Raw genomic sequence first — 25,644 nt, 5'->3', positions numbered from 1 at the left:
GCGGGAGGGGGAAAGCACCCGCGGAGGCCGAGCGGCGACCGCGGGCGGGGATCAATCGCCGCTGACCACGTCCATGCCCTTGGGCGGCGCGAAGGCGAAACGGGAGGCCGGCAGCGCCACGTTCTGCCGCGGCTGGCTGAAGCGGATGCGGGTGTCGTTGCCGAAGCTGTCGGTCAGTTCCATTTCCACCAGCATATTGTTGCGGAAACCCATGCGGATAGCGCTGAAGGTGTTGTCCGGCTTGCTCGGGCTGGCGGCCAGCCATTCGATGTCGCCTTGCTTGCCGGCTTCGTTCAGCTTGTAGTCTCGTTCGATGGCGTTGCTGCCGGCCAAGAGCGCCGCCGGGCTGGAGCCCAGCGCCGCGCCTTGCGCCTTGCGGGTGACTTGGGCCAGATCCTGGTCATAGATCCACAGCGTTTTGCCGTCGCCGACGATCAGCTGGGCGTAGGGCTTGGTGTATTCCCAGCGGAATTTGCCGGGGCGGGCGATTTCCAGCTTGCCGCTGGCTTCCTCGCGCTTGCCCTTGTTGGTGACGGTCTGGCTGAAGTCTGAGCTCAGCGTCTTGCTGCCGGCGACGAAGGCCTTTAGTTGCGCCACGGCCGAGGCGTGCGCCGGCAGGGCCAGGCAGCAGGCCAGGGCGGCGCCCAGCAGAGGGAAAATGGGTTTCATCGAGTGTTTTCCTTGGGACAGCCGGGCTGCCGTGAAAATGCTAGGACCGCGCGGCGGGCGGACGGGTTCGGCCCCGCCGCCGCGCGGTTTATGAAAAGCGTTGCGGAATGTTGCCGGCTCAGCTGAAGCGGTTGGTGATCGGGTAGCGCCAATCCTTGCCGAAGCCGCGCTGGGTCACGCGCGGACCCACCGGCGCCTGGCGGCGCTTGTACTCGTTGATCTTGAGCAGGCGGACCACGCGCTTGACGTCGGCCGCGTCGTAGCCGGCCGCGATGATTTCCTCGGCGGATTCATTGTCTTCGACGTAGCGCGCCATGATGGCGTCCAGCACCTCGTACGGCGGCAGGCTGTCCTGGTCTTTCTGATCCGGGCGCAGTTCGGCCGACGGCGGACGGGTGATGATGCGTTCCGGGATCACGTCGGACACGGTATTGCGCCAGCGGCACAGCTCGAATACCAGGGTCTTGGCCACGTCTTTCAGCACGGCGAAGCCGCCGGCCATGTCGCCGTACAGCGTGCAGTAGCCGGTGGTCATCTCGGACTTGTTGCCGGTGGTCAGCACCAGCTTGCCGCTCTTGTTGGACAGCGCCATCAGCAGGGTGCCGCGGATGCGCGCCTGCAGGTTCTCCTCGGTGGTGTCCATGGCCAGGCCTTCGAACGAAGGGGCGAGGGCGGCCATGAAGCTCTCGTACATCGGCCAGATTTCGATCTCGTCGTACTTGACGCCGAGGCGGGCGATCATGTCTCGGCTGTCGGTCACCGAAATATCCGCGGTGTAGCGCGAGGGCATCATCACCGCGTGCACCTTGTCCGCGCCTAGCGCGTCCACCGCCACCGCCAGCGTCAGCGCCGAATCTATGCCGCCGGACAGGCCGAGCAGCGCGCCGGGGAAGCCGTTTTTGCCGATGTAGTCGCGCACGCCCACCACCAGCGTCCGATACACGCTTTCCAGCGTGCCGGGCAGCGCGGCGCAGCGGCCGGGCTGGAGATCGCCGTCGGCGTAGTCCAGCAACAGCAGTTCTTCATCGTATGCCGCGGCCTGGGCGACCAGCCGTCCCTGCGTGTCCAGCGCGAACGATGCGCCGTCGAACACCAGCTCGTCCTGGCCGCCCACAAGATTGACGTAGGCCAGCGGCAGGCCGGTTTCCTCCACGCGGTAGCGCAGCACCTCGTGGCGGGTTTCTATCTTGTCGCGATGGAAGGGCGAGGCGTTCAGGCTCAGCAGCAGCTCGGCCCCGGCGTCGGCGGCCTCGGAAGCGGGTTCCAGCTGCCAGGCGTCCTCGCAGATCAGCACGCCCACCTTGACGCCGTTTTGTTCGAACACCAAGGGCGCAGCGCCCGGCGTGAAGTAGCGGCATTCGTCGAACACTTCATAATTGGGCAGCAGCATCTTGTGATACTGGCCCAGGCGGTTGCCGTCGCGCAGCACGGTGGCGGCGTTGAAGCGCTCGGCGCCGAAGCGGGCCGGGTGGCCGACGATGACGGTGATGCCGTCCAGTTGCTCGATGATGTCCAGGCCGCGCGCCACTTCGCGGTAGAAGCTGTCGCGCAGCAGCAGATCTTCCGGGCTGTAGCCGGTCAGCGCCAGCTCCGGCGTCAACAGGATGTCCGCGCCCTGTGCCATGGCTTGCTGGGCGAGATCGACGATTTTCTGGGCATTGCCGGCGATGTCGCCGACCACGGGGTTGAACTGGGCGAGTGCGATACGCATCTTGAGAAGATACCGAAGGTTTCTTGATCGTTGCATTTTACCCGAAGACGAAGGCCCGGAAAGGAAAAGCATTGCGTTTGCGATTGTATGAAGGCGTAGCCGCCATCGCCCGGCCCGCCTGGCCGGCCGGCGAGGGCGCGGGGGTGTTCGTCGGGCGGGAATGGCTGGCGGCGCTGGAGGAGACCGGCTGCGTGGGCGGCGCCAGCGGCTGGCGGCCGCTGCCCTTGGCGGTGGAGCGGGACGGCCGCGCCGAGGCCTTGGCGCCGGCTTATCTGAAACAGCACAACCGCGGCGAATACGTGTTCGACTGGGCTTGGTCCGAGGCCTACGCCCGCGCCGGACTGGCGTATTACCCCAAGCTGGTGGTGGCTTCGCCATTCACGCCGGTGACGGGCGGCCGGTTGCTGGGCGGCGCCGAGGATCAGGCGCGGCTAATAGATGGCCTGCGGCAACTGGCAGATGACAACGGCCTCTCGTCGGCCCACGTGTTGTTTCCAAGCGAGGTCGAGGCGGCGCGGCTGGAGCAGGCGGGCTGGCTGCTGCGCGAGGGCGTGCAGTTCCATTGGCGCAATCGCGGCTACGCCGGTTTCGATGATTTCCTAAACGCCTTGAGCCGCGACAAGCGCAAAAAGATACGGCAGGAGCGGCGCAAGGTGGCAGAGGCGGGCGTGGTGGTGCGCGCGCAGGAGGGGAAGGACATCGGCGAGGCCGATTGGCGGCTGTTCTATCGCTGCTATCGGCAAACCTATCTGGAGCACCGTTCGGCGCCGTATCTGAACCTGGACTTTTTCCGGTTGATCGGGGAGCGGCTGGCCGATCACTGCGTGATGTTCATCGCCAGCCGGGGCGGAGAGGACATCGCCGCCAGCCTGTGCGTGCGCGACGGCGACGCCTTGTACGGCCGCTACTGGGGCGCGCTGGACGAGGTGCCCTGCCTGCACTTCGAATTGTGTTACTACCAGGGGCTGGAGTACGCCATCGCCCGCGGCCTGCAAAGCTTTGAAGGCGGCGCGCAGGGCGAGCACAAGCTGGCCCGCGGTTTCGAACCGGCGCGGACGTTTTCCGCCCATTACATCGCCGACGCGCGCTTCCGCGAGGCCATCGCGAGCTGGCTGGGGCGCGAGCGCGCAGGTGTGGCGGGCTATGTTGAACAGTTATTTTCTCATTCCGCTTACAAAACACTTGCGCAAGAATAGAGGGGCTTATATACTGCGCAGCCTCTGTGATCGAAACGCCCAGCGTATCGGTTACGGGTTCTGGAGAGGTGGATGAGTGGTTTAAGTCGCACGCCTGGAAAGCGTGTTTAGGTTAATAGCCTAACGGGGGTTCGAATCCCCCCCTCTCCGCCAGAATTCATTACGGAATCGCCTGGCGGTTTCGACAATTCAGCAAGACACCTCCGGAGAGGTGGATGAGTGGTTTAAGTCGCACGCCTGGAAAGCGTGTTTAGGTTAATAGCCTAACGGGGGTTCGAATCCCCCCCTCTCCGCCAAATAAAAAGCCCCGACTCGTTCGGGGCTTTTTTCATGCGTGCTTTCCACCGGGTCATGCTCTTGATCAATCGCAATCGCCTGCGCTTTATGCAGGATTCTGGTTTTAGCGCGATTGATTCATCATCTTTGTGTGAATTATGATGTTCACATGGCTACCCTCATTCCCAATTTAGGCAGTTGCGTCTCCAGGATGACCTCCGGCGAAAAGCGTCTCGCGGAGCGGCTGGAGCAGCAATTGGAAAACGACTATTTGCTGTGGTACGACACGCCGATCGGGCCGAAACAAACCCATCCCGATTTTGTGGTTCTGCATCCGCGACGCGGCATTCTGATTCTGGAAACCAAGGATTGGAAGCTGGAAACCATCGTTCGCGCTACCCGGCAGTTTTTTGAAATCACGCCGGATGGCGGGCCACTGAAAGTGGTGATTAATCCGTTGGCGCAGGCCCGGCATTGCGCCATACAGGTGGTCAACGCGCTGGAGCGGGACGCGCAGTTGATTCACCATGAGGGGAGGCACGAGGGCAAGCTGGCGTTTCCCTGGGGATATGGGGTGGTGTTCACCCGCATTACGCGGCGGCAATTCGAGGCGGCGGGTTTGGCCGAGGCGATAGAGCCGGATTTTGTGATCTGTTCCGACGAAATGCAGGAAACCGGCGATGCCGAGCGTTTTCAGCAGCGCTTGTGGAATATGTTTCCTCACAGCTTCCCGTCCATTCTGACCGTGCCGCAACTGGACCGGGCGCGCTGGATTCTGTTCCCCGAGGTGCGCGTGCCGACGCAGGAGTCTTTGTTCGATGATCAGGACCCGGACGCTCAATTGCCCAGCGTGATGAAGGTCATGGATTTGCAGCAGGAGCAACTGGCGCGCAGTCTGGGCGACGGGCATCGAGTGATTCACGGCGTGGCCGGCTCTGGCAAGACCATGATTCTGGCCTATCGGGCCGAATATCTGGCCAAGGCGAGCGCCGAGGCGGCCAAACCCATTCTGGTGCTGTGTTTCAACGAACCGCTGGGCGTGCAATTGAACGCCTTGTTTGAAGCGAAAGGTTTGGCGCATAGGGTGCACGCCCGCAACTTCCACAAGTGGTGCCGGCAGCAATTGGTGGCGTACCACCAGCCGCTGCCGCAGCAAGGCGGCGCGATGTTCGATGAGATGGTCGCCAATGTGATAGAGGCAGTGGGCCGCCAGCAAATACCGGCCGGCCAATACCAGGCCGTGTTGATAGACGAGGGTCATGACTTCCGGCCGGAATGGCTGAAGCTGTTGACGCAAATGGTGGACCCGAGCACCAACAGCCTGTTGTTGCTGTACGACGACGCGCAAAGCATTTACGAGCGACGGCATGGCAAGCAATTCAGCTTCAAGAGCGTGGGCATCCAGGCCCAAGGCCGCACCACCATCCTGAAGATCAATTACCGGAATACCAGGCAGATTCTGCAACTGGCCAATAAAATCGCCGCCGATCTGCTGAATCCCGAAGAAAAGGACGATGACGGCATTCCATTGATCCGTCCCATCAGCTATGGCCGCGAAGGGCATGTCCCCTTGGTGGTGAGGCTGCCCAGCGTGTCGGAAGAGGCGGTCAAAATCGCCGAGTTGCTGGATAGCGCTCGCCAGCAGGGCCATGCCTGGGGCGATATGGCCATACTCTGTCGCAATTACGCCATGATGGATCTGTGCGCGACGGCCTTGTCGAAGAAAGGCATCCCCCATCGGATGCGCAAGCGCTCCGGCGACTTTCAGCCGGGTGACGATGAGGTGAAGATTTTGACCATGAAGGTCAGCAAGGGCTTGGAATTCCCTGTGGTGGCGATTCCAGGCGTCGGACAGATGCCGGCGCCTGGCGAAGAGGAACAGGAGGAGGCGAGACTGTTCTATGTGGCGGCGACGCGCGCAACCAGCGAGCTGATCGTGACTGTCAGCGGCGACGGCGCGTTCGGCCGGCGCTTGGGCGCGTGAATCGGCTAGGTCGCTCTCAGAAAGAAAGTGGTCTGCGGCAAGGCGTTGCCGCCGGTGACCCAGTGCGGATGCGGGCTGAGCGACTGGCAGTCCGCCACTTCCGGCATTTCCGGATTGCCGGCATTGACCACCAAATAGATATGTTTGAAGCGCGAACTGATCAGCACGCCGATGTCGCCGCTGCTGAGCTGATCGCAGCCTGTCTCCGCGGTGTCCGGCGTGCGGATGATGTGCCAGCCGCGGCGGCGCAGCTCGCCGGTTAATTCCACCACGTCGTTGATGACGCCTACATTGATGCGCGCCATGTCCAGCAGCAGGCTCAGCGTGGCCGCGCATAGATTGTCCCCGCCGCAATGGTCGTTTCCGACGATGCCGCCGGCCGCCAGCCTGGCCACGCCCAGGCAATTGGGGTTGCTGGCGTAGTTGATCAATAGGGGAATCTGGGGCTTGTCCATGGCGCATTCTCCTTGGTCCGCAACCTGTCGCGTTGGGCGGGATGAGGATTGGAATGGAATGATCCCTTGATAATCAGGCCGCGCTGCGCGGCCGATTCATGCGTGCTGGCTGTCCTGCCGGCATTCTTAGACCATGCCGTTATTCGCATACTGTCACTTTTGACAGAGCGCGCCATGAATTCAACTCGTACAACTACCTATCTCTTAGCTAAGCGCCGTGGGGCTTGGCGGCATGCGGGCGCGTGTCGGCAGGCAGCTTGCGCGCTTGCCGCAAGACCGGCGGCAAGCTATCCCTAAAGAATAGTCGCACAGCATAGCCGGCCGCGCTGGCGCGCGATTCAGCGGGCGGATGGTCTGCGCGCAATCTTTAGGGGCTGGCGAGAGGATGTTACATGTTCAATGATCTGGCGCGGGATCAGGCGAAGATTTTGATCGTCGACGACGTGCCCAGCAATGTCCATGTCGTGCGGGAAGCGGTGCGCGGGCTGGGCGAAGTGCGCTTCGCCACCACGGGGCCGGCGGCGCTGGACATGGCCAAACGCAGCAGGCCGGACGTCATTCTGCTGGATATCGAAATGCCGGACATGGATGGCTATGCGGTGTGCCGGGAAATCAAGGCGACGCCGCGCTTGCGGGACATCCCGGTGATTTTCGTCACCTCTCATGGCCAGAGCGAGAACGAGTTGCGGGCCCTGAGCATGGGCGGCGTGGACTTTCTGCACAAGCCGCTCAATGTGCCGGTGGCGCGGGCGCGCATCCAGACCCATCTGGCCTTGCAGCGAAAAACGCGGCAGCTGGCCAGGGCGCAACAGGATCTGACCGATGTGCTGCAGAACCTGCCTGCCTTCATCGCGCATTGGGGCGCGGATGGGCGCAATGTCTTCTGCAACGATGCGGAGGGGCAATGGTTCGGCATTCCCGCCGCGGCCATGCTGGGCATGCATGCGCGGGAAGCGTTGGGCGACGCCAACTACGCCGCCATAGACGGCTATCTGTCCCAGGCGTTGCGCCAGGGCAATGCTTCGTTCGACATGAGTTTCACTCGGCGCGACGGCACCGCGCTGCATGGACAGGTTTCGCTGGTGGACAGGCAAGAGGCGGGCTATTTGATGCTGGTCACCGACGTGACAGAGCGCAAGCGGGCGGAGCAGGCCTTGTTCGATGAGAAGGAGCGCATCCGCATCACGCTGAATTCCATAGGCGACGCGGTGATCGCCACCGATGCCGAAGGTTGCATCACTTTTCTCAACCCCATCGCCGAGGTGATGACTGGCTGGCTGGCGCGGGAGGCGCTGGGCAAGCCCATAGATTTGATCATGCCGCTGCAGGAAACCGGCGCGGGCCGCCGGATAGCCAATCCGGTCAGGCTGGCGTTGGCGGAAAGCCGCACGGTGGGCATGGCGCTGGACTGCGCGCTGGTGCGGCGGGACGGCGCCCTGCTGGAGGTGGAAGACTCCGCCGCGCCCATCCTCGACCACGCGGGGCAGCTCACCGGCTCCATCATCGTGTTCCACGATGTCAGCGAGGCGCGGGCGATGGCGGTGAAAATGACCCATCTGGCCCAGCATGACGCGCTGACCAATCTGCCCAACCGCATTCTGCTGCAAGACCGCCTGCTGCAATCGCTGCAGCAGGCTGAGCAGAGCGGGGAGCGCATGTGCCTGATGATGCTGGATCTGGACCATTTTCAGCTGATCAACGACTCGATGGGGCATTCGGTCGGCGACAAGTTGCTGCAGCAGGTGGCCAAGCGCTTGCAGGGGGCTTTGCGGCCCAGCGACACGGTCAGCCGGCAGGGCGGCGACGAATTCATCATTCTGTTGCCGGGCCTGGGCGGCATAGAGCAGTCCGCGCTGTTCGCCGAAAAGTTGCGCAAAGTCGTCGCCGAGCCGTTCTGGCTAGGGGAGGCTCGCTATGACTTGTCCGCCTGCATGGGTGTGAGCCTGTACCCGGATGACAGCCGGGATGCCGAGGACCTGTATCGGCACGCGGACGCCGCCCTGTATCACGCCAAGCAGGCGGGGCGCAATTTATGCCGCTTCTTTTCTGGAGAGATCGAAGAGGCCCTGCTGACGCGGCGCGCGTTGGAGCGTCATATCCGGATGGGCGCGGAGCAAGGCGGTTTCCTGGTGTATTACCAGCCCAAGGTGGACATGGAAAGCCAGGACATAGTCGGCGTGGAGGCGCTGATGCGCTGGCGCAAGGAGGAGGGCGACATCCAGTCGCCGGCCGACTTCATCCCGCTGGCGGAAAAAACCGGGCTGATCCTGCAACTGGGACAGTTCGTGTTGCGGCAGGCGTGCCGGGACGGCAAGCGCTGGCTGGATGCAGGCCATCCCTTGCGCGTGGCGGTCAATGTATCGTCGCTGCAGATGGCGGAAGGCTGTTTTGACGAGGAAGTGCGCGAGGCGCTGGCGGAGACGGGCCTGCCCGCTTCGCTGCTGCAGCTGGAAATCACCGAGAGCGTGCTGGCGCAGGACGCGGACAAGACGATGGCGACGCTGGCCGAATTGAAGCGCCTGGGCGTCTCCATCGCCATCGACGACTTCGGCACCGGCTATTCCAGCCTGTCCTATTTGAAGCTGTTTCCGATAGATGTGTTGAAAATCGACCAGAGTTTCGTGCATGACATGCTGTCTGACAGGAATAGCGCCGCCATCGTGGCCGCCATCGTCAGCATGGCGCAAGGCATGAGCCTGGATCTGGTGGCGGAAGGCGTGGAAAGCGAGGCGCAGGCGCAGGCGCTGTTCAAGCTGGGCTGCCGCGTCATGCAGGGTTATCGCTACGGCAAACCGATGCCGGCGGCGGAACTGGAACGCAGCCTGGCGTGATCCAGATCCGGCGCGCAAGGGCAGGCGGGAAGGGGGCGGCTTGACGAGATGGCGATACGGCCCGGTCATCGGGTCCGAGCGGGCAGCCGCGGTTTGGGCCATTCTGATCCTGCTGCTGGGGCTGGCGGGCAGCGGATGGCTGGCGTGGCGGATCCATCGGGATGGCGCGGATCAGGTCCGCGCGGCGCTGCGCTTGGCCGCGCGGCTGGCCGCGGACGATGTGGCGGTCCGCGTCGAGCGCTATCAATATGGCTTGCGCGGCGCGCGCGGCGTGATCGTCAGCCACGGCGCGGCCGAGGCCAGCCGCCAGGATTTCCATGTTTACAGCCAGAGCAGGGATATCGCCGCGGAGTTTCCCGGCGCGCTGGCTTTCGGCTATATCCAGCGGGTGCCGCCGGAGCAGGCGGCCAGTTTCGAACGCCAGGCCCGGCAGGATGGCGCGCCCGGATTTTCCATTTTCCAGCTGCACGCGCACGCAGGCGAGCGGGCTGTGGTCCGCTTTATCGAACCGGAGGCGATGAGCCGGCAGGCGCTGGGGCTGGATATCGCCTCGGAGGACAATCGCCGCGCGGCGGCCGAAGCGGCGCTGCGCAGCGGCGAGACTCGGCTGACTGCGCCCATCGCGCTGGAGAGCCGTCCCTCCAGCCTGGCGCAATCCCTTCTGATGTTGATGCCGGTATATCGAGGCGGCGCCACGCCGGCGAGCGAGGCCGCCAGATTGCAGGCCGGCATGGGCTGGACCTTCGCGACGATAAGGCTGGAGCCGGCGTTGCGCGACGCGCTGCAGGCGCATCCGGGCCTATCCATGGAGTTGTCCGATGTCACGGAGGCGGGCGGCCCGTTGCCGCTTTACCGCAGCAATCCAGTGGGCGGCGAGGAGCGGGTTGCCGCCAGCGAGGATGTGCGGCAAGCGCTGCACGGGCGGCTCTGGCGCATGCGCTTTGACGCTGGCCCCGCTTTCATCGCCAGCCTGAGATTGCCGAGCCCTGAAAGCTATGGCCTGGCGGGTGCGGCGCTGAGCGCGCTGGCTTCGCTGGCGGCCTATCTGTTGGGCCGCGGCCAGTACCGGCGTCGCCAGTTCGCCGCGGCTCAGTCGCGGCTGGCCGGCATAGTAGAGAATTCGATTGACGCCATGATAGGCAAGAGCCTGGCGGGCGTGGTGACCAGCTGGAACCAGGGCGCGGAACGGATGTTCGGTTACGCCGAGGCGGAGGCGATTGGACGCCGGCTGGCGGATTTGATCGTGCCGGAGGACAGGCTGCACGAGGAGCTGGATATTTTGGCGCGCATCGGCCGCGGCGAGCGGGTGGAGCACTTCGAAACTGTGCGCCGCAGCAAGGATGGCGGCCTGATTCCCGTGTCCGTGGCCATTTCTCCCATCTTGAGCGGCGACGGCTTGGTGGTAGGCGCATCCAAGGTGGCGCGCGACATCAGCGTTCAGAAACGGGCGGAGGCCGAGCTGCATGAACTGAACGACAGGTTGGAAACGCTGGTGGCCAGCCGCACCGCGGAACTGGAGCAGGCCAGGAACGTCTTGCAGGCTGTGCTGGACGCGGTGCCGTCGATGATAGGCTATTGGGACCGCGAGCAAAGGAACCGGGTGGCCAACCATGCCTGCAAGGACTGGTTCGGCCTGGAGCCGGAGCAGGTGCTGGGGCGCTCGCTGCGGGAGCTGCTGGGCGAGGAGCCGTATCGCGACAGCCTGCCATGGATAGAGGGCGCTCTGCGCGGCGAGCCGCAAAGCTTCGAACGGCGCGTCATGCGCGCGGACGGCAGCATGCGCTACGCGCTGGTTCAATATCTGCCGGATGTCGTCGATGGCGTGGTCCAGGGGTTCTACGCGGTTTCCCATGACGTGACGGAGCTGGAGGAGGGACGCAGCCAGCTGGCGGATGCCTTGCGGAACCGCGAGGCGTTGTTGGACACCATCAACCAGCAGCTGTTGTACTCGGTGACCGACGCCGAGGGGCGCATCCGCGAGGTCAACGACCTGTTCTGCCTGACGCACGGCTATGCGCGCGACGAGCTATTGGGAGGCGACCATAAGCGGCTGGGCGCGGGCACGCATCCGGCGGCGTTCTGGCAGGCCATGTGGAGCGCCATCAGCGCCGGCCGCCCCTGGCGCGGCGAAATCTGCAACCAGACGCGCGACGGCCATTTGCGCTGGCTGGACACCGTCATCGTGCCGCATGTCGGCGCCAGCGGCCGGATCGAGCGCTATATCGCGCTGCGCATAGACATCACGGAGCGCCGGCTGGCCGACGCCGAACTGGCGCGCGTGCACAGGCTGTTGAGCAATATGCTGCGCGCGGCGTCGGCCACCGCCATCATCGCGATGGACGTGGGCGGCGTGATCACCCAGTTCAACAGCGGCGCGCAGCGCATGCTGGGTTATCAGGAGGGCGAGGTGGTGGGGCGGATCGGCCTTGCCCATTTTCATCAGGCTGATGAGTTGTCGGTGCTGGAAAAAGAACTCAGAGAGCGAGAGGGCCTGTCCATTCAAGGCTTCGGCGCGCTGGTGCATGGCGCAAGAATCTTCGGCCCCGAAACCCGGGAGTGGACTTATTCGCGCAAGGACGGCAGCCGCTTGCAGGTTTCGCTGATCGTCAGCGCGATGCGCGATGGCGGCGACGAGATCATAGGCTATCTGGCCATCGCCACCGACATCACCGGCAGGCTGCGCCAGCAGCGCGAACTGCTGGCGGCCAGGGACCAGCTGCAATTGGCTGCGGAAGTGGCGCATCTGGGTGTCTGGAGCTGGACGACGGAGGATGGCCGCCTCAGCTGGAACCGCAGGATGTTCGAAATCTACGCCCAGTCGCAGGCGTTGCAGGAGGATCTGCAATACCGGCATTGGCGCGAGCGGGTGCACCCGGAGGATCTGGAGAGGGCCGAGGCCGGCTTGCGAGCCGCGCTGGCGGGGGAGCGGCCTTTCGACGAAGTGTTCCGCGTGGTGCATCCGGACGGCGATACGCGCTATGTGCAAGCGGCGGCGCAGGTGGAGCGCGACGACAAGGGACGGCCGATCCGGGTGACCGGCATCAATCTGGATGTCACCGAGCAGCGCGCCTATGAGCAAAACCTGTTGCGGGCGATGAAGCAGGCGGAGCAGGCCAGCGTGGTCAAGAGCCAGTTCCTGGCCAATATGAGTCATGAGATACGCACGCCGATGAACGCGGTGCTGGGGCTGCTGCAACTCTTGCTGCACACCCGGCTGGACGAGCGGCAGCGCGATTACGTGGGCAAAACGCAGACGGCGGCCAAGTCCTTGCTAGGCCTGCTCAACGACATTCTGGATTTTTCCAAGATGGACGCCGGCAAATTGCAGCTGGACATCCACCCCTTCGATCTGGAAGGCCTGATGCGCGATCTGTCGGTCGTGTTGTCGGCCAATAACGGCGACCGCAATGTCGAGGTGCTGTTCCGCATGGACCCTGAGCTGCCTTCGGGGCTGCGCGGCGACAGGCTGCGCCTGCTGCAAATCCTGATCAACTTGGCGGGCAACGCGTTGAAGTTCACCAGCCAGGGGCAAGTGGTGGTGGCGCTGACGGAGCTGGCGCGCGATCAAGAGGCTGTCCGGCTGCGCATAGAAGTCAGCGACACCGGCATTGGCATCGCGCCGGAACAATTGGCGCGGATTTTCGATGGCTTCACCCAGGCGGAGGCGTCCACCACGCGCCGATTTGGCGGTACGGGGCTGGGGCTGGTGATCAGCAAGCGCTTGATCGAGCTGATGGGCGGCCAGTTGCAGGTGGAAAGCCAGTTGGGCCATGGCAGCCGTTTCTGGTTCGAGCTCGCGCTGGAGATGTCGGATGAGACGCCGCTGGTGCCGACGCCGGCCGTGGCCAAGGACAGCTTGCGCATTCTGGTGGTGGACGACAATCCCTTGGCCGGCGAGATACTGGTCAACACCATCAAGCAGCTGGGCTGGCGGGCGGAGTACGCGGAGGGCGGCGAGGAGGCGTTGGCGTGCGCGCGCCGCCTGGCGGACAAAGGCGAGCGCTACGATGTGGCGCTGATGGACTGGCGCATGCCCCAGATGGACGGTTTGGGCGTGGCGGAGCGCATGCGGCGCGAACTGGCGGGCGACAGGCCGCCGGTGATCATCATGGTGACGGCTTTTGGCCGAGAGGTGCTGGCGGAGGCGGTGGACAAGCAGAACGCGCCGTTCAGCGATTTCCTGACCAAGCCGGTCACGCCGCAGCAATTGGTGGACGTGGTGGAGCGTTCGGTGGGGAGGCTCGGCGCGCCAAGCGAGCCGGCGGTCAGCGGCGACGAGGCCATGGGGCGGCGGTTGGCCGGCATGCGCATTCTGCTGGTGGAGGACAACGCCTTGAACCGGCAGGTGGCATCGGCGCTGCTGGAGGAGGAGGGCGCGCGAGTGGAGGTCGCCGAAGGCGGCTTGCCCGGCGTGGCGATGGCGACGCAGGCCGCGTCGCTATTCGATATCGTGATCATGGACGTGCAAATGCCGGATATCGATGGCCTGGAGGCGACGCGGCGCATCCGGGCCGACGCGCGCGGACAGGCGCTGCCCATCCTGGCAATGACGGCCAACGCCTCGCACGCGGACCGCGAAGCCTGCCTGGCCGCCGGCATGAACGACCATGTGGGCAAACCCATAGACATAGACGAACTGGTGCCCAAGTTGCTGGCGCTGAGCGGATACGCCGCGTCGCCGGGCCGGGCGGCGGCGAAGCCGGCGCCGGACGGGGGGGAAGTGGAGCCGCTAGAGTCGCGCTTGCGCCGCTTCGGCAACCGTCTGCCGGTTTACCGCGCGGCGTTGTCCACGTTCCGGCAGGAGTGTCGGGAGTTGCTGCGGCAGATAGGCTGCGTAGATGGCGCAGATGAATCGCGGCGCAAGGCCGAGGCGATCGCGCTGCATACGCTGAAGGGGCTGGCGGCTACCATGGGCGCCTCTGCGCTGAGCGCGCGCGCCGCGGAGCTTGAGCGGCTTGTGAAGACCGGCGAAGAGCCGCAGTGGGAGCGGGAGTCGGCCGAACTGGCTTCCATGCTGGAGCGGGGAGCGGATCGGTTGGAGTCGTCGCTGCCGCCGCCTGAGCCGCCGGCGCCCGCTACCGAGGCGGAAGGCCGCGACCGGGGCGGAGTGCTGAGGGAGATCATGGCCATGCTGGACGACAGCAACCTGGCCGTGGTCGATCTGGTGGAGGAGCTGGGACGGCGCGGCCTGGGCCTGCCGGAAGACGCTTTGCGGCAGCTGGAGCGCAGCGTGGCGCGGCTGGATTTCGACGAGGCCGCGCGCATCGTCAAGACGCTGCTGGCTGCGGCTTAGGCCGCGGCCAGCACGCCTGGCCATGGCCTTAGCTGACGGCGGCGCGCCGCAGCAGCACCGGGATGGATTTGGACGTCGGCGTGTTCGACACCTCGGCCACGCTGTCCAGCGGAATCAGCGGGTTGGTTTCCGGGAAATAGGCGCCCAGGCAGCCGCGAGGAATGTCGTACTCCACCAGCCGGAAGCCGTCGGCGCGGCGCTCTGCGCCGTCGTGCCAGACGGTGAAGATATCCACCTTGTCGCCGGCGGCGAAGCCCAGCCGCGCGATGTCGTCGCGGTGTATCAGCAGCACCCGGCGCTGGCCGTAGACGCCGCGGTAACGGTCGTCCAGCGCGTAGATGGTGGTGTTGTACTGATCGTTGGAACGGGCCGTCATCAGCACCATCAGCTCGTCGCCATGCTGCGCGCGGGCGCGGGAGATGGGCGTATCCCGAGCCAGCGCATTGACGATGAACTGCGCCTTGCCGCTTGGCGTCAGCCAGCGCCGCTCGCGCGAGGCCGGCGTCAGATGGAAACCGCCGGGCTTGGCCACGCGGGCATTGAAATCTTCAAAGCCTGCAATGGATTTGGCGATTTCATCGCGGATGCGCGAGTAGTCGCCGACATAGGACAGCCAATCGACCTTGCCGTCGCCTAGCACGGCGTGAGCCATGCGGGCCGTGATGTCGGTTTCAGACAGCAGCTGTTTGGACGCCGGCGGATTGATGCCGTAGGACAGGTGCACCATGCACATCGAGTCTTCCACCGTCACGCCCTGCGGGCCGGTTTTCTGCAGGTCGATCTCGGTGCGGCCCAGCGTGGGCAGGATCAGCGCGTCTGCGCCGTGGATCAGGTGGCTGCGGTTCAGCTTGGTGGATATCTGCACCGTCAGCGCGCAGTTGCGCAGCGCCTCGAAGGTGCGCGGCGTGTCCGGCGTGGCCATGGCGAAATTGCCGCCCAGGCCGACGAAGACCTTGACCCGGCCATCCCGCATGGCGTGGATGGTGTCCACCGCGTCCAGGCCGTGCTCGCGCGGCGGCTCGAAATCGTAAACCTGGGCCAGGCGATCGAGGAAGGCCGGCGTCGGCTTGTCCTCAATGCCCATGGTGCGGTCGCCCTGCACATTGGAATGGCCGCGCACCGGGCACAGGCCGGCGCCGAGGCGGCCGATATTGCCGCGCATCATCAGCAGATTGGACAGCATCTGGATGGCGGCCACCGAGTCGCGGTGTTGGGTCAGACCCATGCCCCAGGTGGCGATCACGGCTTTGCCGCGGACATAGGTTCTAGCCAGCCGTTCAATGTCCTGGAAGGCCACGCCGGAGGCGGCGATCAGTTGCTGCCAGCTTTCCTGGCGAAGGTCGGCGGCGAAGGCATCGAAGCCGCTGCAATGCTGGTCGAGGAAGGCGAGATCCAGCACGCGCTCGCCGCCGACGGCGACAGCCTCGTCGTCCAGCTCCAGCACGCGCTTGGCCACGCCCTTGATCAGCGCGAAATCGCCGCCCAGCGTCGGCCGGATGAACAGCGAGCTGATTTCAGTGCCGCCGCCCAACAGATCCAGCGGATGCTGCGGACTGGCGAAGCGGTCCAGCCCTTTTTCCTTCAGGGGGTTGATCGACACGATGGTCGCGCCGCGCTTGGCCGCCGCGCGCAGCTCGTTCAGCATGCGCGGGTGGTTGGTGGCCGGATTCTGGCCGAACACCATGATGGTGTCGGCGTGTTCGAAATCCTCCAGCACCACCGTGGCCTTGCCCACGCCCACCGTCTGCGGCAGGGCGCGGCTGGACGATTCATGGCACAGATTGGAGCAGTCCGGGAAGTTGTTGGTGCCGTACAGGCGCACGAACAGCTGGAATAGGAAGGCGGTTTCGTTGCTGGTGCGGCCGGACACGTAGAACGCGGCCTGGTTCGGGTCGGGCAGGGCCTTCAGATGACGGGCGATCCGCTCGAAAGCGTCGTCCCAGCTGATGGGCAGATAGCGGTCGCTGGCGTGGTCATAGGCCAGCGGCTCGGTCAGCCGTCCGTGCTGTTCCAGCTCGTAGTCGCTTTGTTCCAGCAACGCCGCCACGGTATGGCGGGCGAAGAGTTCCGCGCCCGCGCGTTTGGCCGTGGCTTCTGCCGCCACCGCCTTGACGCCGTTCTCGCAGAATTCAAAGGTGGAGGTGTGTTCTCGGTCCGGCCAGGCGCAGCCCGGGCAGTCGAATCCGTCCGGCTGGTTTTGGCTCAGCAGCGTCTTGAAGCGGCTGCCGGGCACTTTTTCCTTCAGCAGCGTGATCGTGGAGCTTTTCAGCGAGTCCAGGCCGCCAGCCGGCAGCGTGTACGGTTCGATGCGCTCCTTGCGCTTGTGGTCCATGCGGGATGTCCAGATAGGTATGCGGTGAAACTCGAACCGCCGGGAGGGCGGAACGGGCGGGTAGATAGCAAGGATAAAGCCAGCCGGCGGGGGGGCGTCAAGGCTTTATCTTGGCGGCATGGCCGCGGGAGCGGCTTATGCCGGCGGCTGGCCATGCTGCGGCGGCGGGGGGATAATGTCAGCCGGCGGGTGCGAACAGCAGGCGGCACAGGGCTTTGCCTTGCGCCGTCAGCATGGCCTCTCCTTGGCCGGCCTCGTCGACGCGCATCGCCGCCAACTCCAGCTCGCCCAGCAGCGTCAGGCTGCGTCGCACGGTGCTCATGCGCAGGCCGGATTGCTTGCATAGCCTGGGCAATGACCAGGGCGCGTCGCTGGCGGATTCCGCGCGCCATAGCTGAGCCAGCAAGGCGGCGATGGCGGGGTCCAGTTGTTCGGTTTTGAGAGGCTCGTCTGAGGTCATGGCGTGTTCTGCGGGGCGGAGCGGGGCATAGTCTAGCGCACTCGGCCAGGCGGGAGCGGAAAGAAAAGAATGAATGCGATTAGGGAAGAGGCCGGCGCGGTCCGGCTGCCGGTGCTGAGGCACAAGGCCGGCGCGGCGTCGGACGCTGTCGATTGGGTGGCGGAAGAAGCGCCGGTGGCGCTGGTGTTCAACGGCATTTCGCACGCGGTGATGATGGCTACGCCATGCGATCTGGTCGAGCTAGCCCTTGGCTTCGCCTTGAGCGAGGGCATTGTCGCGCGGCGGTCGGAGATTTTCGACGTGGAGGCCGAGACGGTTTGCGGCGGAGCGGAGGTCAGGCTGGAAATCGCCCAGCCGGCTTTCTTGGCGATGAAGGAGCGCCGCCGATCGCTGGCCGGGCGCACCGGCTGCGGCGTATGCGGCATAGAGAGCCTGGCCCTGCTGGATCTGGCGCCGGAGGCCATTGCGCCGCCGAGCCAGCCCATCGCCGCCGATGGCCAGGCCATCGCCCGCGCCGCGGCCGGCTTGCCGCCGCATCAGCATTTGATGCGGCTGACCGGCTGCGCCCACGCTGCGGCCTGGTGCGATAGGGAGGGCAATGTGCTGGCCGTGTTCGAGGATGTCGGCCGCCATAACGCGCTGGACAAGCTGATAGGCTGGCTGGCGATGGAGGAGGCCTGCGTCGGAGACGGTTTCGTCTTCCTGTCCAGCCGCGCCAGCTACGAGCTGGTGCGCAAGGCGGCGCGGCTCAACATCCCCATGTTGGCCACCATTTCCGCGCCCACCTCGCTGGCGGTGGACATCGCGCGCCGCGCCGGCGTGACGCTGGCCAGCTTCTGCCGGCAGAACGGTTTCGTCGAGTACACCGCCCAAGCTCAAGCCTGATCAGGCGCGGCTCGCGGGGGCTCGGGCCTGGTCTTTCCACTCGCGCTCCAGCCTGGCCAGGTCCTCCGGCGAGTTCAGATTGCTGAACGCGCGCGGCGCGTCGTCGAAGACCACGGCGAGCGCGCCATTGGCAGCCTGCCATTCGCGCACCCGGCGTCCGCCATTTGCCAGGTAATCGCGCAAGGAGGGCAGCAGCGCGCGCGACAGCGCCATGCAGACCGGATGCGGCTGGCCGGCGCAATGCGCGACGCTGATTCTTGCCTCGCCGCGCAGCAGGGGCGCCATCAGCCGCGCGGCCAGGTCGTCCGGCAGCAAGGGCAAGTCGCATGGCGCCGTGATCATCCATTCGGTGGCGCAGGCGGCCAGCCCGGCCTCCAGTCCTGCCAGCGGGCCGCAACGCTCATATTCCGGCGCATCCGTCACCACCTGGCCCAGGGCGGCGTAACGTTGCAGATTGCGGTTGGCGCTGATCAGCAGCGCGTCCGCTTGCGGCCGCAGCCTGGCCGCGGTCCGCTCGGCTAGCGCGACGCCGTCCAGCGCCACCCAGCCCTTGTCCGCGCCGCCCATGCGCGTGCCCTGGCCGCCGGCCAGCAGCAGGGCGGTGAGAGGACTTGCATGGCGGCATGCGGGCATGACGGGCTCCTGGAGGCGTGTGATGGTGTAGGGCGGCCCCCCGGCCAAGCCGGGGCTTCCGCCCTACAGGCCAACTATGGCATCGGCGGCAGGCAATGAAAAACGGCGGCCAAGCGGCCGCCGTCAGATTTTAACCGAAAGTCCGCGCTCAAGGCGTCTGCAGCGCTTCTCCGCCGGAGGGCTCTGCAGCCTTTTCCTCGCGGCGCGAGGCGATGAACATATACATCGCCGGCACCACGAACAGCGTGAACAGCGTGCCGATGGACAGGCCGGTGAAGATCACCAGGCCCATGGCGTAGCGGCCGGCCGCGCCGGCGCCGGAGGCGATCACCAGCGGGATCACGCCGAACACCATGGCGGCGGTGGTCATCAGGATGGGGCGCAGCCGGATGGATGCCGCCTCCTCGATGGCCTGGCGCTTGTTCATGCCGGTTTTGCGCAGCTCGTTGGCCACTTCCACGATCAAAATCCCGTGCTTGCTGATCAGGCCCATCAGCGTCACCAGGCCCACCTCGGTGTAGATGTTGAGCGAGGAGAAACCCAGGAAGATGAACATCATCGCGCCGAACAGGGCCAGCGGCACCGACACCAGGATCACCACCGGATCGCGGAAGCTCTCGAACAGGGCCGACAGCGCCAGGAACACGATGATGACCGCGAACAGCATGGTCAGCAGGAAGCCGCCGGATTCCTGCATGTACTGGCGCGACTGGCCGGCGTAGTCCACGGTGTAGCCGGTGGGCGCCGCTTCCTGCACGGTGTCGCGCAGGTATTGCAGCACTTCGCCTTGCGACACGGCCGGCACGCCGGAAATGGTGGCGGAGTTCAGCTGCTGGAAGCGGCTGATGGATTCCGGCACCACCGTCTGCTTCAGCTTGGCCACGGTGCCCAGCGGAATCATGCTGCCGCCCGGCGTTTTGATGTAGTAGTCCAAGAGCTGGGACGGATTGAGGCGGTCCACCTGCTGCACCTGCGGGATCACCTTGTACGAACGGCCGTCGATGGAGAAGTAGTTGACGTAGCCGCCGCCCAGCGCCGCGGACATGGCGTTGCCCACGTCCTGCTGCGTCATGCCCAGCGCGGAGATCTTGTCCCTATCCACTTCCAGGGTAGCTTGCGGCTTGTCAATCTTGAGGTCGGCGTCCAGGAAGTAGAACTTGCCGGAGGCGCGCGCCTTGTCCATCACCTGCTGCGTCACCTGGTTCAGGTTTTCGAACGGTTCGGTGGTGGTGATGACGAACTGCACCGGCAGGCCGGACGCGCCCGGCAGCGGCGGGAACTGGAAGGCCGCCACGCGGGCGCCGGCGATCTTGTTCCAGCGTGCCTGCAGATCCATCTGGATTTCATGCGCGTTGCGCGAGCGCTGGTCCCAGGGCTTGAACAGCACGCCGCCTATGCCGGCGTTGGTGGTGGGCACGCCGGTGATCTGGAACATCTGCTTGTATTCCGGCATGCTCTTGCCCACCTGGAACACCTGGTTGGCGTAGGTCTGCATCTGCTGCGCGGTGGCGGTGGGCGCGCCCACCACCTGGGACAGCACGATGCCCTGGTCTTCTTCCGGCGCCAGCTCCGACTTGGACATCTTGAACATCACGCCCAAGAGGGCGATCAGGATGGCGCCCATCACGATCAGCACCGGCCAGGTTTCCAGCAGGCTGTGCAGAATGCGTTGGTAGCCGTGGCGCACGCGCTCGAAAGTGCGGTCGATGGCGTGGACGAAGGGGCTGTTGTCCATGTCGGCGTTGAAGAAGCGCGAGCACATCATCGGCGACAGCGTCAGCGCCACCACGCCGGACACCGTCACCGCCGCCGCCAGGGTAAAGGCGAACTCGGTGAACAGCGCGCCGGTCAGGCCGCCCTGGAAGCCGATGGGCACGTACACCGCCACCAGCACCACCGTCATGGCCAAAATGGGGCCGCCCAGTTCGCGCGCGGCGATGATGGACGCTTCGAACGGCGTCTTGCCCTCGCGCATGTGGCGGTCCACGTTCTCCACCACGATGATGGCGTCGTCCACCACCAGGCCGATGGCCAGCACCAGGGCCAGCAGCGTCAGCAGGTTGATGGAGTAGCCCAGCATCAGCATGATGAAGAAGGTGCCGATCAGCGACAGCGGCATGGCGATCACCGGCACCACCACGGCGCGGAAGCTGCCGAGGAACAGGAAGATCACCACGGTCACGATCACCAGCGCCTCCAGCAGCGTCTTCACCACCTCGTGGATGGAGGTGTTGATGAATTCGGTGGAGTCGTAGACGATCTGGCCGGTCAAGCCGGTGGGCAGCTGTTTCTGCACGTCCGGGAAGGCGACGCGCACCCGTTCCGCCACATCGAGGATGTTGGCTTCCGGCGCCACCTTGATGCCGATGAACACCGAGCGCACGCCGCTGAATGCGACGTTGAAGTCATAGTTTTCCGAACCCAGCGTCACGGTGGCCACATCCTCTAGCCGCACGATGGCGTCGCCGTTGCGCTTGACCGCTAGCCGTTTGAACTCGTTTACCGAGTGCAGGTCGGTGTCGGCCGTCAGCGGGATGGTCACCATCTGGCCCTTGCTGGCGCCCAGCGCGGTCAGCGTGTTGTTCCCGGCCAGTGCGGCGCTGACGTCGGCCGCGGTGACGCCGTGCGCCGCCATCTTGGCCGAATCCAGCCAGGCGCGCAGCGCGAACTGGCGCGCGCCCAGGATTTCCGCCGTTTGCACGCCCGGTATCGAGTCCAGCTTGGGCTTGACCACGCGAACCAGGTAGTCGGTGACGTTGTTGGTGGGCAGCTCGTTGCTGTAGAAGCCCATATACATCGCGTCGGTGGTCTGGCCGGTCTGCACTGTCAGCACCGGCTGCTGCGCCTGAGGCGGCAGCTGGTTTTTCACCGAGTTGACCTGGGTGTTGATTTCGGTCAGCGCGCGGTTGGCGTCATAGTTCAGCCGCAGCGTGGCGGTGATGGTGGACACGCCGCTGGCGCTGGACGAGGACAGATAATCAATGCCCTGAGCCTGGGCGATGGCCGATTCCAGCGGCTGGGTGATGAAGCCCGCCACGGTCTTGGCGTCGGCGCCGTAGTAGGCGGTGGAGATGGTCACCACCGCGTTCTGCGTGCGCGGATACTGGTTGATCGGCAGGCCGAACAGCGAGCGCAGGCCCAGCACCACGATCAGCAGGCTGACCGTAGTGGCCAGCACCGGCCGCTTGATGAAGATGTCGGTAAAGTTCATGGCTGCGCCTTATTGTTCCTGCGGCGTCGGGTTCGGGCTGTTGGCCGGCTGCACCGAGTTGTTGACCGCGACCGGGGTGCCGGTCTTCAGTTTCAGCTGGCCGCTGGTCACCACTTCCTGGCCTTCCTTTAGGCCGCCGGTGATCGCCACCTGGTCGCCGCGGGTGTCGCCGGTGGTGACGAAGGCCTGCTGCGCTTCCGGTCCATTCTTGCCCTGCTTGACGATGAACACGGTGGAGCCGTACGGGTTATACGTGATGGCGGTTTGCGGCAGCGTCAGATGGCTCTGCTTGCTGCCCACCTCGATGGCGGCGGTGGCGAACATGCCCGGCAGCAGCTTGCGCTTGGGGTTGGCGATGGTGGCTTCCACCTGCACATTGCGGGTGGCCGGGTCTATCTTCGGGTTGACCGCGTTGATCTTGCCCTGGAAAACCTCGGCGCCGAAAGCGTCGCTTTTGACGCTGACCGGCAGGCCCACGCGCACTTGGGCGATCTGGCGTTGCGGCAGCGTGAAGTCCACATAGACCGGGTCTATGGTCTGCAGCGTGACGATCTTGTCGCCCGGGTTCAGGTACTGGCCCGGGTTGACGGCGGTGATGCCCAGGCGGCCGGTGAACGGCGCGCGTATGGTCTTTTTGGCCACTTGCGCCGCCTGTTGCGCCACCAGGGCGGTCTTGCTCTTCAGGTCGGCCGCGTCCGCGTCCACCTGGGCCTGGCTGACGCCGTCAATCGCCAGCTGGGCGCGGTCGCGCTTCAGCGTGGTGGCGGCCAGCTCGGCGGCGGCCTGCAGCGAGCGCAGCTGGGCCTGGTCGGCGTCGGCGTTCAGTTGCACCAGCACGTCGCCGGCCTTGACGTCCTGGCCGGATTTGAAGTGCAGGCTGCGAACCTGGCCGGCCACTTCGCTGCTGATGTCCACGCCGTGGACGGCGGTCAGCGTGCCGACGGCGCTCAGTTGAGGCTGCCAGGACTGCATCTTGGCGACGGCGGTGGTGACGGTCTGCGCGCCGGGCTTGGGCGCGCTGGCGATCAGCTTCTTGATGTGCAGGAAAAAGCCCAGGCCCAGCGCTACGATCAGCGCCAGCACGCAGCCCAGCATGATCAGCATTCGTTTGGTCATGATTCGTCTTCTCTAAATGGCGATTCGAATTTCAGCGTCCCGCGCCGGCGGCGCGGGCTTGGTGTTTTGGTTTCAGCCTGCGGCCGCGGGGCGATGCCACCAGCCGCCGCCCAGCGCGAGGAACAGCGCGGCGGTATCGGCGTAGCGCGCCGCCTGGGCCTGGATCAGGCCTATGCGCGCTTGCTGGTAGCTGCGTTGCGCGTCCAGCAGCGCCAGGTAGCTGATGCCGCCCAGCTTGTATTGCCGGGTGTTGACTTCCAGAGATTCGCGCGCCTGGGTTTCGGCTTCGGCCTGCGCTTTCAGCGCCGCGGCGTCGGTCTCGATGGCGCGCAGACTGTCCGCCACGTTCTGGAAGGCCTTCAGCACGGTGGCGCGGTATTGCGCCTCCGCCTGCTGGTAGGCCGCTTCCGCGGCGCGGCGCTTGGCGCTGAGCGCGCCGCCGTTGAATATCGGCTGGGTCAGGCCGGCGCCGATATTCCATAGCGTGTTGCCTACATCCACACCCTTGAGCACGGTGTGCTGGTCGCCATAGCTGCCGCTGAGCGTGATCTGTGGATACTGGTTGGCCGTGGCCACGCCCACGTTGGCGCTGGCCTGGTGCAGCAGCGCCTCGCTGGCGCGGATGTCAGGCCGCTGCCGCGCGAGCTCCGACGGCAGCGACACTGGCAGCTCGGTGGGCAGGTTCAGCGATTCCAGCCGGAACTCGGGCAGGCCGCCTTCGCCGGGGAAGCGCCCAGCCAGCGCGGCCAGTTGATGGCGGGTCTGGTCCAGCGCTTTTTCCAGCGGCGGGATCTGGGCGCGCGTTTGCGCCACCAGCGTGCCCTGGGTCAGCTCCACCGCTCGCGGATGCGCGCCCAGTTCCACTTGCTTGCGGATGATGGCCAGCTGAGCCTCTTGCGCCTGCAGCAGTTCGCGCGTGGCTTGCAGCTGGCCGCGCAGCGCCGCTTCCTGCACCGCGGCGGTCACCACGTTGGAGATCAGGGTTTGGTAGGCGCCTTCGGTCTGGAAGCGCTGATAGTCCACCGCCGCCGTCAGGCCTTCCAGTTGCCGGCGCGAGCCGCCGAACAGATCCAGGGTATAGGACACACTGACCGAGGCGTTGTACAGATTGAATTCGCTGGGCGTGGAGCCGCTGAGTATCGCGCGCTGGCGGCTGCCGCCGAGCTGGCCGTTGACGGCGGGGTCGCGCAGGTTGCCGGAGGCCGCGTTATAGCTTTCCTCGGCTTGGCGCAGCGAGGCCTGGGCGGCTTCCAGCGTCGGGTTGCGCTCCAGCGCGGCGCGGATCAGTTGATCCAGCGCGTCTGAGCGGAACAGTTTCCACCATTCGGCTGGCAGGTCCTGGCCGTTGATCAGGCGTTGGCTGGCGCCGGATTGGCCGACGCGATCGCCGGCCGCGCTGACGGTGCGCTCGGCCAGCGGGGCGGCGGTATACGGCGCGTCGGCGGCCTTGGGCAAGGCGGGCGTTTTGAAATCCGGGCCGACTGCGCAGCCGGCCAGCGCCAGCGCGACGGCCAGCCCGGCCGCGGCGCGCCGCAGCGGCGGTCGGATGCGGTTCGAATGCGGTTTGGAATGCACGGCATGCTCCTGATGTGCGGACGGCCGACGGGCGGTTTCAGCGCGTCGGCGGCTCTTCCGATATGGCTTCCCCTGCGGCTATGCGCGCGGCGGGTCAGGGGATGAGCTTGCTATGCTCTATGGATTTGCGGCGTATGTCTACTGGGTTGAGGGTAGGGGTATGGAAATGTCGTTTTGTTGAATGTCGAGGTCGCGGCGGGACAGCGCCTCAGCCAGGCAGCCGGGAAGCGGCGATGCGCGGGTCCAGGCCCTGGCGCGCGACCAGGTGATCCAGATAGGTCATGGCCTGGTTGCCCAGGCGCAGCGCGCGCAGCTCGGCCGCGGCGGCGGGCGGCAGGCGCGCCAGCGCGTCCTTGCGGATGAGCAGCGTCGCTTCGTCGCGGCCGCGCAGCAGGCCGTCCGGATCGGCCAGTTCGCGGATGCGGTGGGTCCAATGCAGGAACTGCGGCTGCCACAGCGGAACCACGGCCCAGTCGCGGCGAGCGACGGCTTGTTCGAAGGCCGCCGCGCAGTCGTCCAGCGTGCCGTGGCGGAAGCGGTAGCCGGCCTGGTCCAGCCGGTAGCGCGCCATGATCTCCAGCGAGAAGCGGCTGATGCCGGCGCCTGGGTTGATGCCCTGTATGGTCTTGACCATGCGCGCGGCGACTTCCGGCTTGGCCAGGTCGGCCAGGGTGGCCACGGCGTCGGCGGGCGCGTAGTCCGGCACGCCCCACAGGGCATAGGGCGTGTACAGCGCGGCCAGCTTCTCCACCTCGTGCTCGAAGGGCGCCAGATAGGCGCCGTGGCTGCCGGGCAGCCAAGCGCTGCACAGCAAGTCGCCCTGACCGCTGGCCAGCAGTTCGAAAGCGCGCTCGTGCGGCACTCGCCACTCGCTGGCGGAAACGCCGTGCTTTTCCAGCGCGGCCATCACCACGCCGGCGCTGGCGGCATGGAAGGACAGGTCTATGGTGATCAGGGTCAGGTGGGCTCGCATGCTTTCTTCCTGTTCGATGAAAAGGCCGCGCTAAGCGGCCGATG

Annotated in this window: 15 protein-coding genes and 2 tRNA genes; 7 read left to right on the top strand and 10 right to left on the bottom strand. The window is 65.6% G+C overall.

Annotation, left to right across the window (positions count from 1 at the left end; genetic code table 11):
• Window positions 1-51: 51 nt before the first annotated feature.
• On the bottom strand, window positions 52-669 hold the full coding sequence (lolA, locus tag C2I19_RS13250) for an outer membrane lipoprotein periplasmic chaperone LolA (RefSeq protein WP_103903170.1): 618 nt from the start codon (window positions 667-669) through the stop codon (window positions 52-54).
• Between the two features lie 118 nt (window positions 670-787).
• Entirely contained in the window at window positions 788-2,380 is a 1,593-nt protein-coding gene (locus C2I19_RS13245; protein WP_103903169.1) for an NAD+ synthase, read from the bottom strand.
• A 71-nt stretch (window positions 2,381-2,451) separates the two neighbouring features.
• On the opposite strand from C2I19_RS13245, the gene C2I19_RS13240 reads away from it, so the two are divergent.
• From C2I19_RS13240 to C2I19_RS13225, 4 genes are all read left to right on the top strand, one after another.
• A complete protein-coding gene (locus tag C2I19_RS13240; protein ID WP_103903168.1) occupies window positions 2,452-3,576 on the top strand; it encodes a GNAT family N-acetyltransferase in 1,125 nt (374 codons plus the stop codon).
• 62 nt (window positions 3,577-3,638) lie between these two features.
• A tRNA-Ser gene (locus C2I19_RS13235) sits at window positions 3,639-3,729 on the top strand.
• 52 nt (window positions 3,730-3,781) lie between these two features.
• Window positions 3,782-3,872: transfer RNA gene (locus C2I19_RS13230), tRNA-Ser, on the top strand.
• A gap of 149 nt (window positions 3,873-4,021) precedes the next feature.
• Window positions 4,022-5,836 carry a DEAD/DEAH box helicase gene (locus C2I19_RS13225; protein WP_199181172.1) on the top strand — a complete coding sequence of 605 codons (1,815 nt, stop codon included), beginning with the start codon at window positions 4,022-4,024 and terminating at the stop codon, window positions 5,834-5,836.
• 5 nt (window positions 5,837-5,841) lie between these two features.
• On the opposite strand, the gene C2I19_RS13220 is transcribed toward C2I19_RS13225, so the two are convergent.
• On the bottom strand, window positions 5,842-6,291 hold the full coding sequence (locus tag C2I19_RS13220; protein WP_103903166.1) for a hypothetical protein: 450 nt from the start codon (window positions 6,289-6,291) through the stop codon (window positions 5,842-5,844).
• A 392-nt stretch (window positions 6,292-6,683) separates the two neighbouring features.
• Here C2I19_RS13220 and C2I19_RS13215 point away from each other — a divergent pair, with 392 nt between their 5' ends.
• Both C2I19_RS13215 and C2I19_RS13210 read left to right on the top strand, forming a co-directional pair.
• On the top strand, window positions 6,684-9,122 hold the full coding sequence (locus tag C2I19_RS13215) for a GGDEF/EAL domain-containing response regulator (protein WP_103903165.1): 2,439 nt from the start codon (window positions 6,684-6,686) through the stop codon (window positions 9,120-9,122).
• A 40-nt stretch (window positions 9,123-9,162) separates the two neighbouring features.
• The gene (locus C2I19_RS13210; RefSeq protein WP_103903164.1) at window positions 9,163-14,415 is read left to right on the top strand and encodes a PAS domain S-box protein; all 5,253 of its coding nucleotides are present in this window, start codon (window positions 9,163-9,165) and stop codon (window positions 14,413-14,415) included.
• A 28-nt stretch (window positions 14,416-14,443) separates the two neighbouring features.
• Here C2I19_RS13210 and C2I19_RS13205 read toward each other — a convergent pair whose 3' ends face one another.
• Window positions 14,444-16,747, bottom strand: coding sequence for an FdhF/YdeP family oxidoreductase (locus C2I19_RS13205; RefSeq protein ID WP_103903163.1), 2,304 nt, complete (start codon window positions 16,745-16,747; stop codon window positions 14,444-14,446).
• A 178-nt stretch (window positions 16,748-16,925) separates the two neighbouring features.
• The gene (locus C2I19_RS13200; protein ID WP_103903162.1) at window positions 16,926-17,207 is read right to left on the bottom strand and encodes a transcriptional regulator; all 282 of its coding nucleotides are present in this window, start codon (window positions 17,205-17,207) and stop codon (window positions 16,926-16,928) included.
• Window positions 17,208-17,276: 69 nt separating this feature from the next.
• On the opposite strand from C2I19_RS13200, the gene fdhD reads away from it, so the two are divergent.
• Window positions 17,277-18,092 (top strand): formate dehydrogenase accessory sulfurtransferase FdhD, encoded by an 816-nt coding sequence (gene fdhD, locus C2I19_RS13195; RefSeq protein ID WP_103903161.1) that lies wholly within the window; start codon window positions 17,277-17,279, stop codon window positions 18,090-18,092.
• On the opposite strand, the gene mobA is transcribed toward fdhD, so the two are convergent.
• From mobA to C2I19_RS13170, 5 genes are all read right to left on the bottom strand, one after another.
• Window positions 18,093-18,725, bottom strand: coding sequence for a molybdenum cofactor guanylyltransferase MobA (gene mobA / locus C2I19_RS13190; protein WP_103903160.1), 633 nt, complete (start codon window positions 18,723-18,725; stop codon window positions 18,093-18,095).
• A 148-nt stretch (window positions 18,726-18,873) separates the two neighbouring features.
• On the bottom strand, window positions 18,874-21,936 hold the full coding sequence (locus tag C2I19_RS13185) for an efflux RND transporter permease subunit (RefSeq protein WP_103903159.1): 3,063 nt from the start codon (window positions 21,934-21,936) through the stop codon (window positions 18,874-18,876).
• A gap of 9 nt (window positions 21,937-21,945) precedes the next feature.
• Entirely contained in the window at window positions 21,946-23,052 is a 1,107-nt protein-coding gene (locus tag C2I19_RS13180) for an efflux RND transporter periplasmic adaptor subunit (RefSeq protein ID WP_103903158.1), read from the bottom strand.
• Window positions 23,053-23,124: 72 nt separating this feature from the next.
• A complete protein-coding gene (locus tag C2I19_RS13175; RefSeq protein ID WP_103903157.1) occupies window positions 23,125-24,627 on the bottom strand; it encodes an efflux transporter outer membrane subunit in 1,503 nt (500 codons plus the stop codon).
• 208 nt (window positions 24,628-24,835) lie between these two features.
• Complete coding sequence (locus C2I19_RS13170) at window positions 24,836-25,600, bottom strand: glycine betaine ABC transporter substrate-binding protein (protein ID WP_103903156.1); 765 nt, start codon at window positions 25,598-25,600, stop codon at window positions 24,836-24,838.
• Between the last annotated feature and the right edge of the window lie 44 nt (window positions 25,601-25,644).

This window comes from Chromobacterium alticapitis (genome assembly GCF_002924365.1).
In the GTDB taxonomy this organism is placed as follows: domain Bacteria; phylum Pseudomonadota; class Gammaproteobacteria; order Burkholderiales; family Chromobacteriaceae; genus Chromobacterium; species Chromobacterium alticapitis.
This window is presented reverse-complemented; position numbering and strand designations above follow the sequence as displayed.

What these genes read in the sequence shown, in the direction of transcription:
- lolA (WP_103903170.1), bottom strand. Translation starts at nt 669, where the DNA reads ATGAAACCCATTTTCCCTCTGCTGGGCGCCGCCCTGGCCTGCTGCCTG.
- C2I19_RS13245 (WP_103903169.1), bottom strand. Translation starts at nt 2,380, where the DNA reads ATGCGTATCGCACTCGCCCAGTTCAACCCCGTGGTCGGCGACATCGCC.
- C2I19_RS13225 (WP_199181172.1), top strand. Translation starts at nt 4,022, where the DNA reads ATGGCTACCCTCATTCCCAATTTAGGCAGTTGCGTCTCCAGGATGACC.
- C2I19_RS13220 (WP_103903166.1), bottom strand. Translation starts at nt 6,291, where the DNA reads ATGGACAAGCCCCAGATTCCCCTATTGATCAACTACGCCAGCAACCCC.
- C2I19_RS13215 (WP_103903165.1), top strand. Translation starts at nt 6,684, where the DNA reads ATGTTCAATGATCTGGCGCGGGATCAGGCGAAGATTTTGATCGTCGAC.
- C2I19_RS13205 (WP_103903163.1), bottom strand. Translation starts at nt 16,747, where the DNA reads ATGGACCACAAGCGCAAGGAGCGCATCGAACCGTACACGCTGCCGGCT.
- C2I19_RS13200 (WP_103903162.1), bottom strand. Translation starts at nt 17,207, where the DNA reads ATGACCTCAGACGAGCCTCTCAAAACCGAACAACTGGACCCCGCCATC.
- fdhD (WP_103903161.1), top strand. Translation starts at nt 17,277, where the DNA reads ATGAATGCGATTAGGGAAGAGGCCGGCGCGGTCCGGCTGCCGGTGCTG.
- mobA (WP_103903160.1), bottom strand. Translation starts at nt 18,725, where the DNA reads ATGCCCGCATGCCGCCATGCAAGTCCTCTCACCGCCCTGCTGCTGGCC.
- C2I19_RS13185 (WP_103903159.1), bottom strand. Translation starts at nt 21,936, where the DNA reads ATGAACTTTACCGACATCTTCATCAAGCGGCCGGTGCTGGCCACTACG.
- C2I19_RS13180 (WP_103903158.1), bottom strand. Translation starts at nt 23,052, where the DNA reads ATGACCAAACGAATGCTGATCATGCTGGGCTGCGTGCTGGCGCTGATC.
- C2I19_RS13170 (WP_103903156.1), bottom strand. Translation starts at nt 25,600, where the DNA reads ATGCGAGCCCACCTGACCCTGATCACCATAGACCTGTCCTTCCATGCC.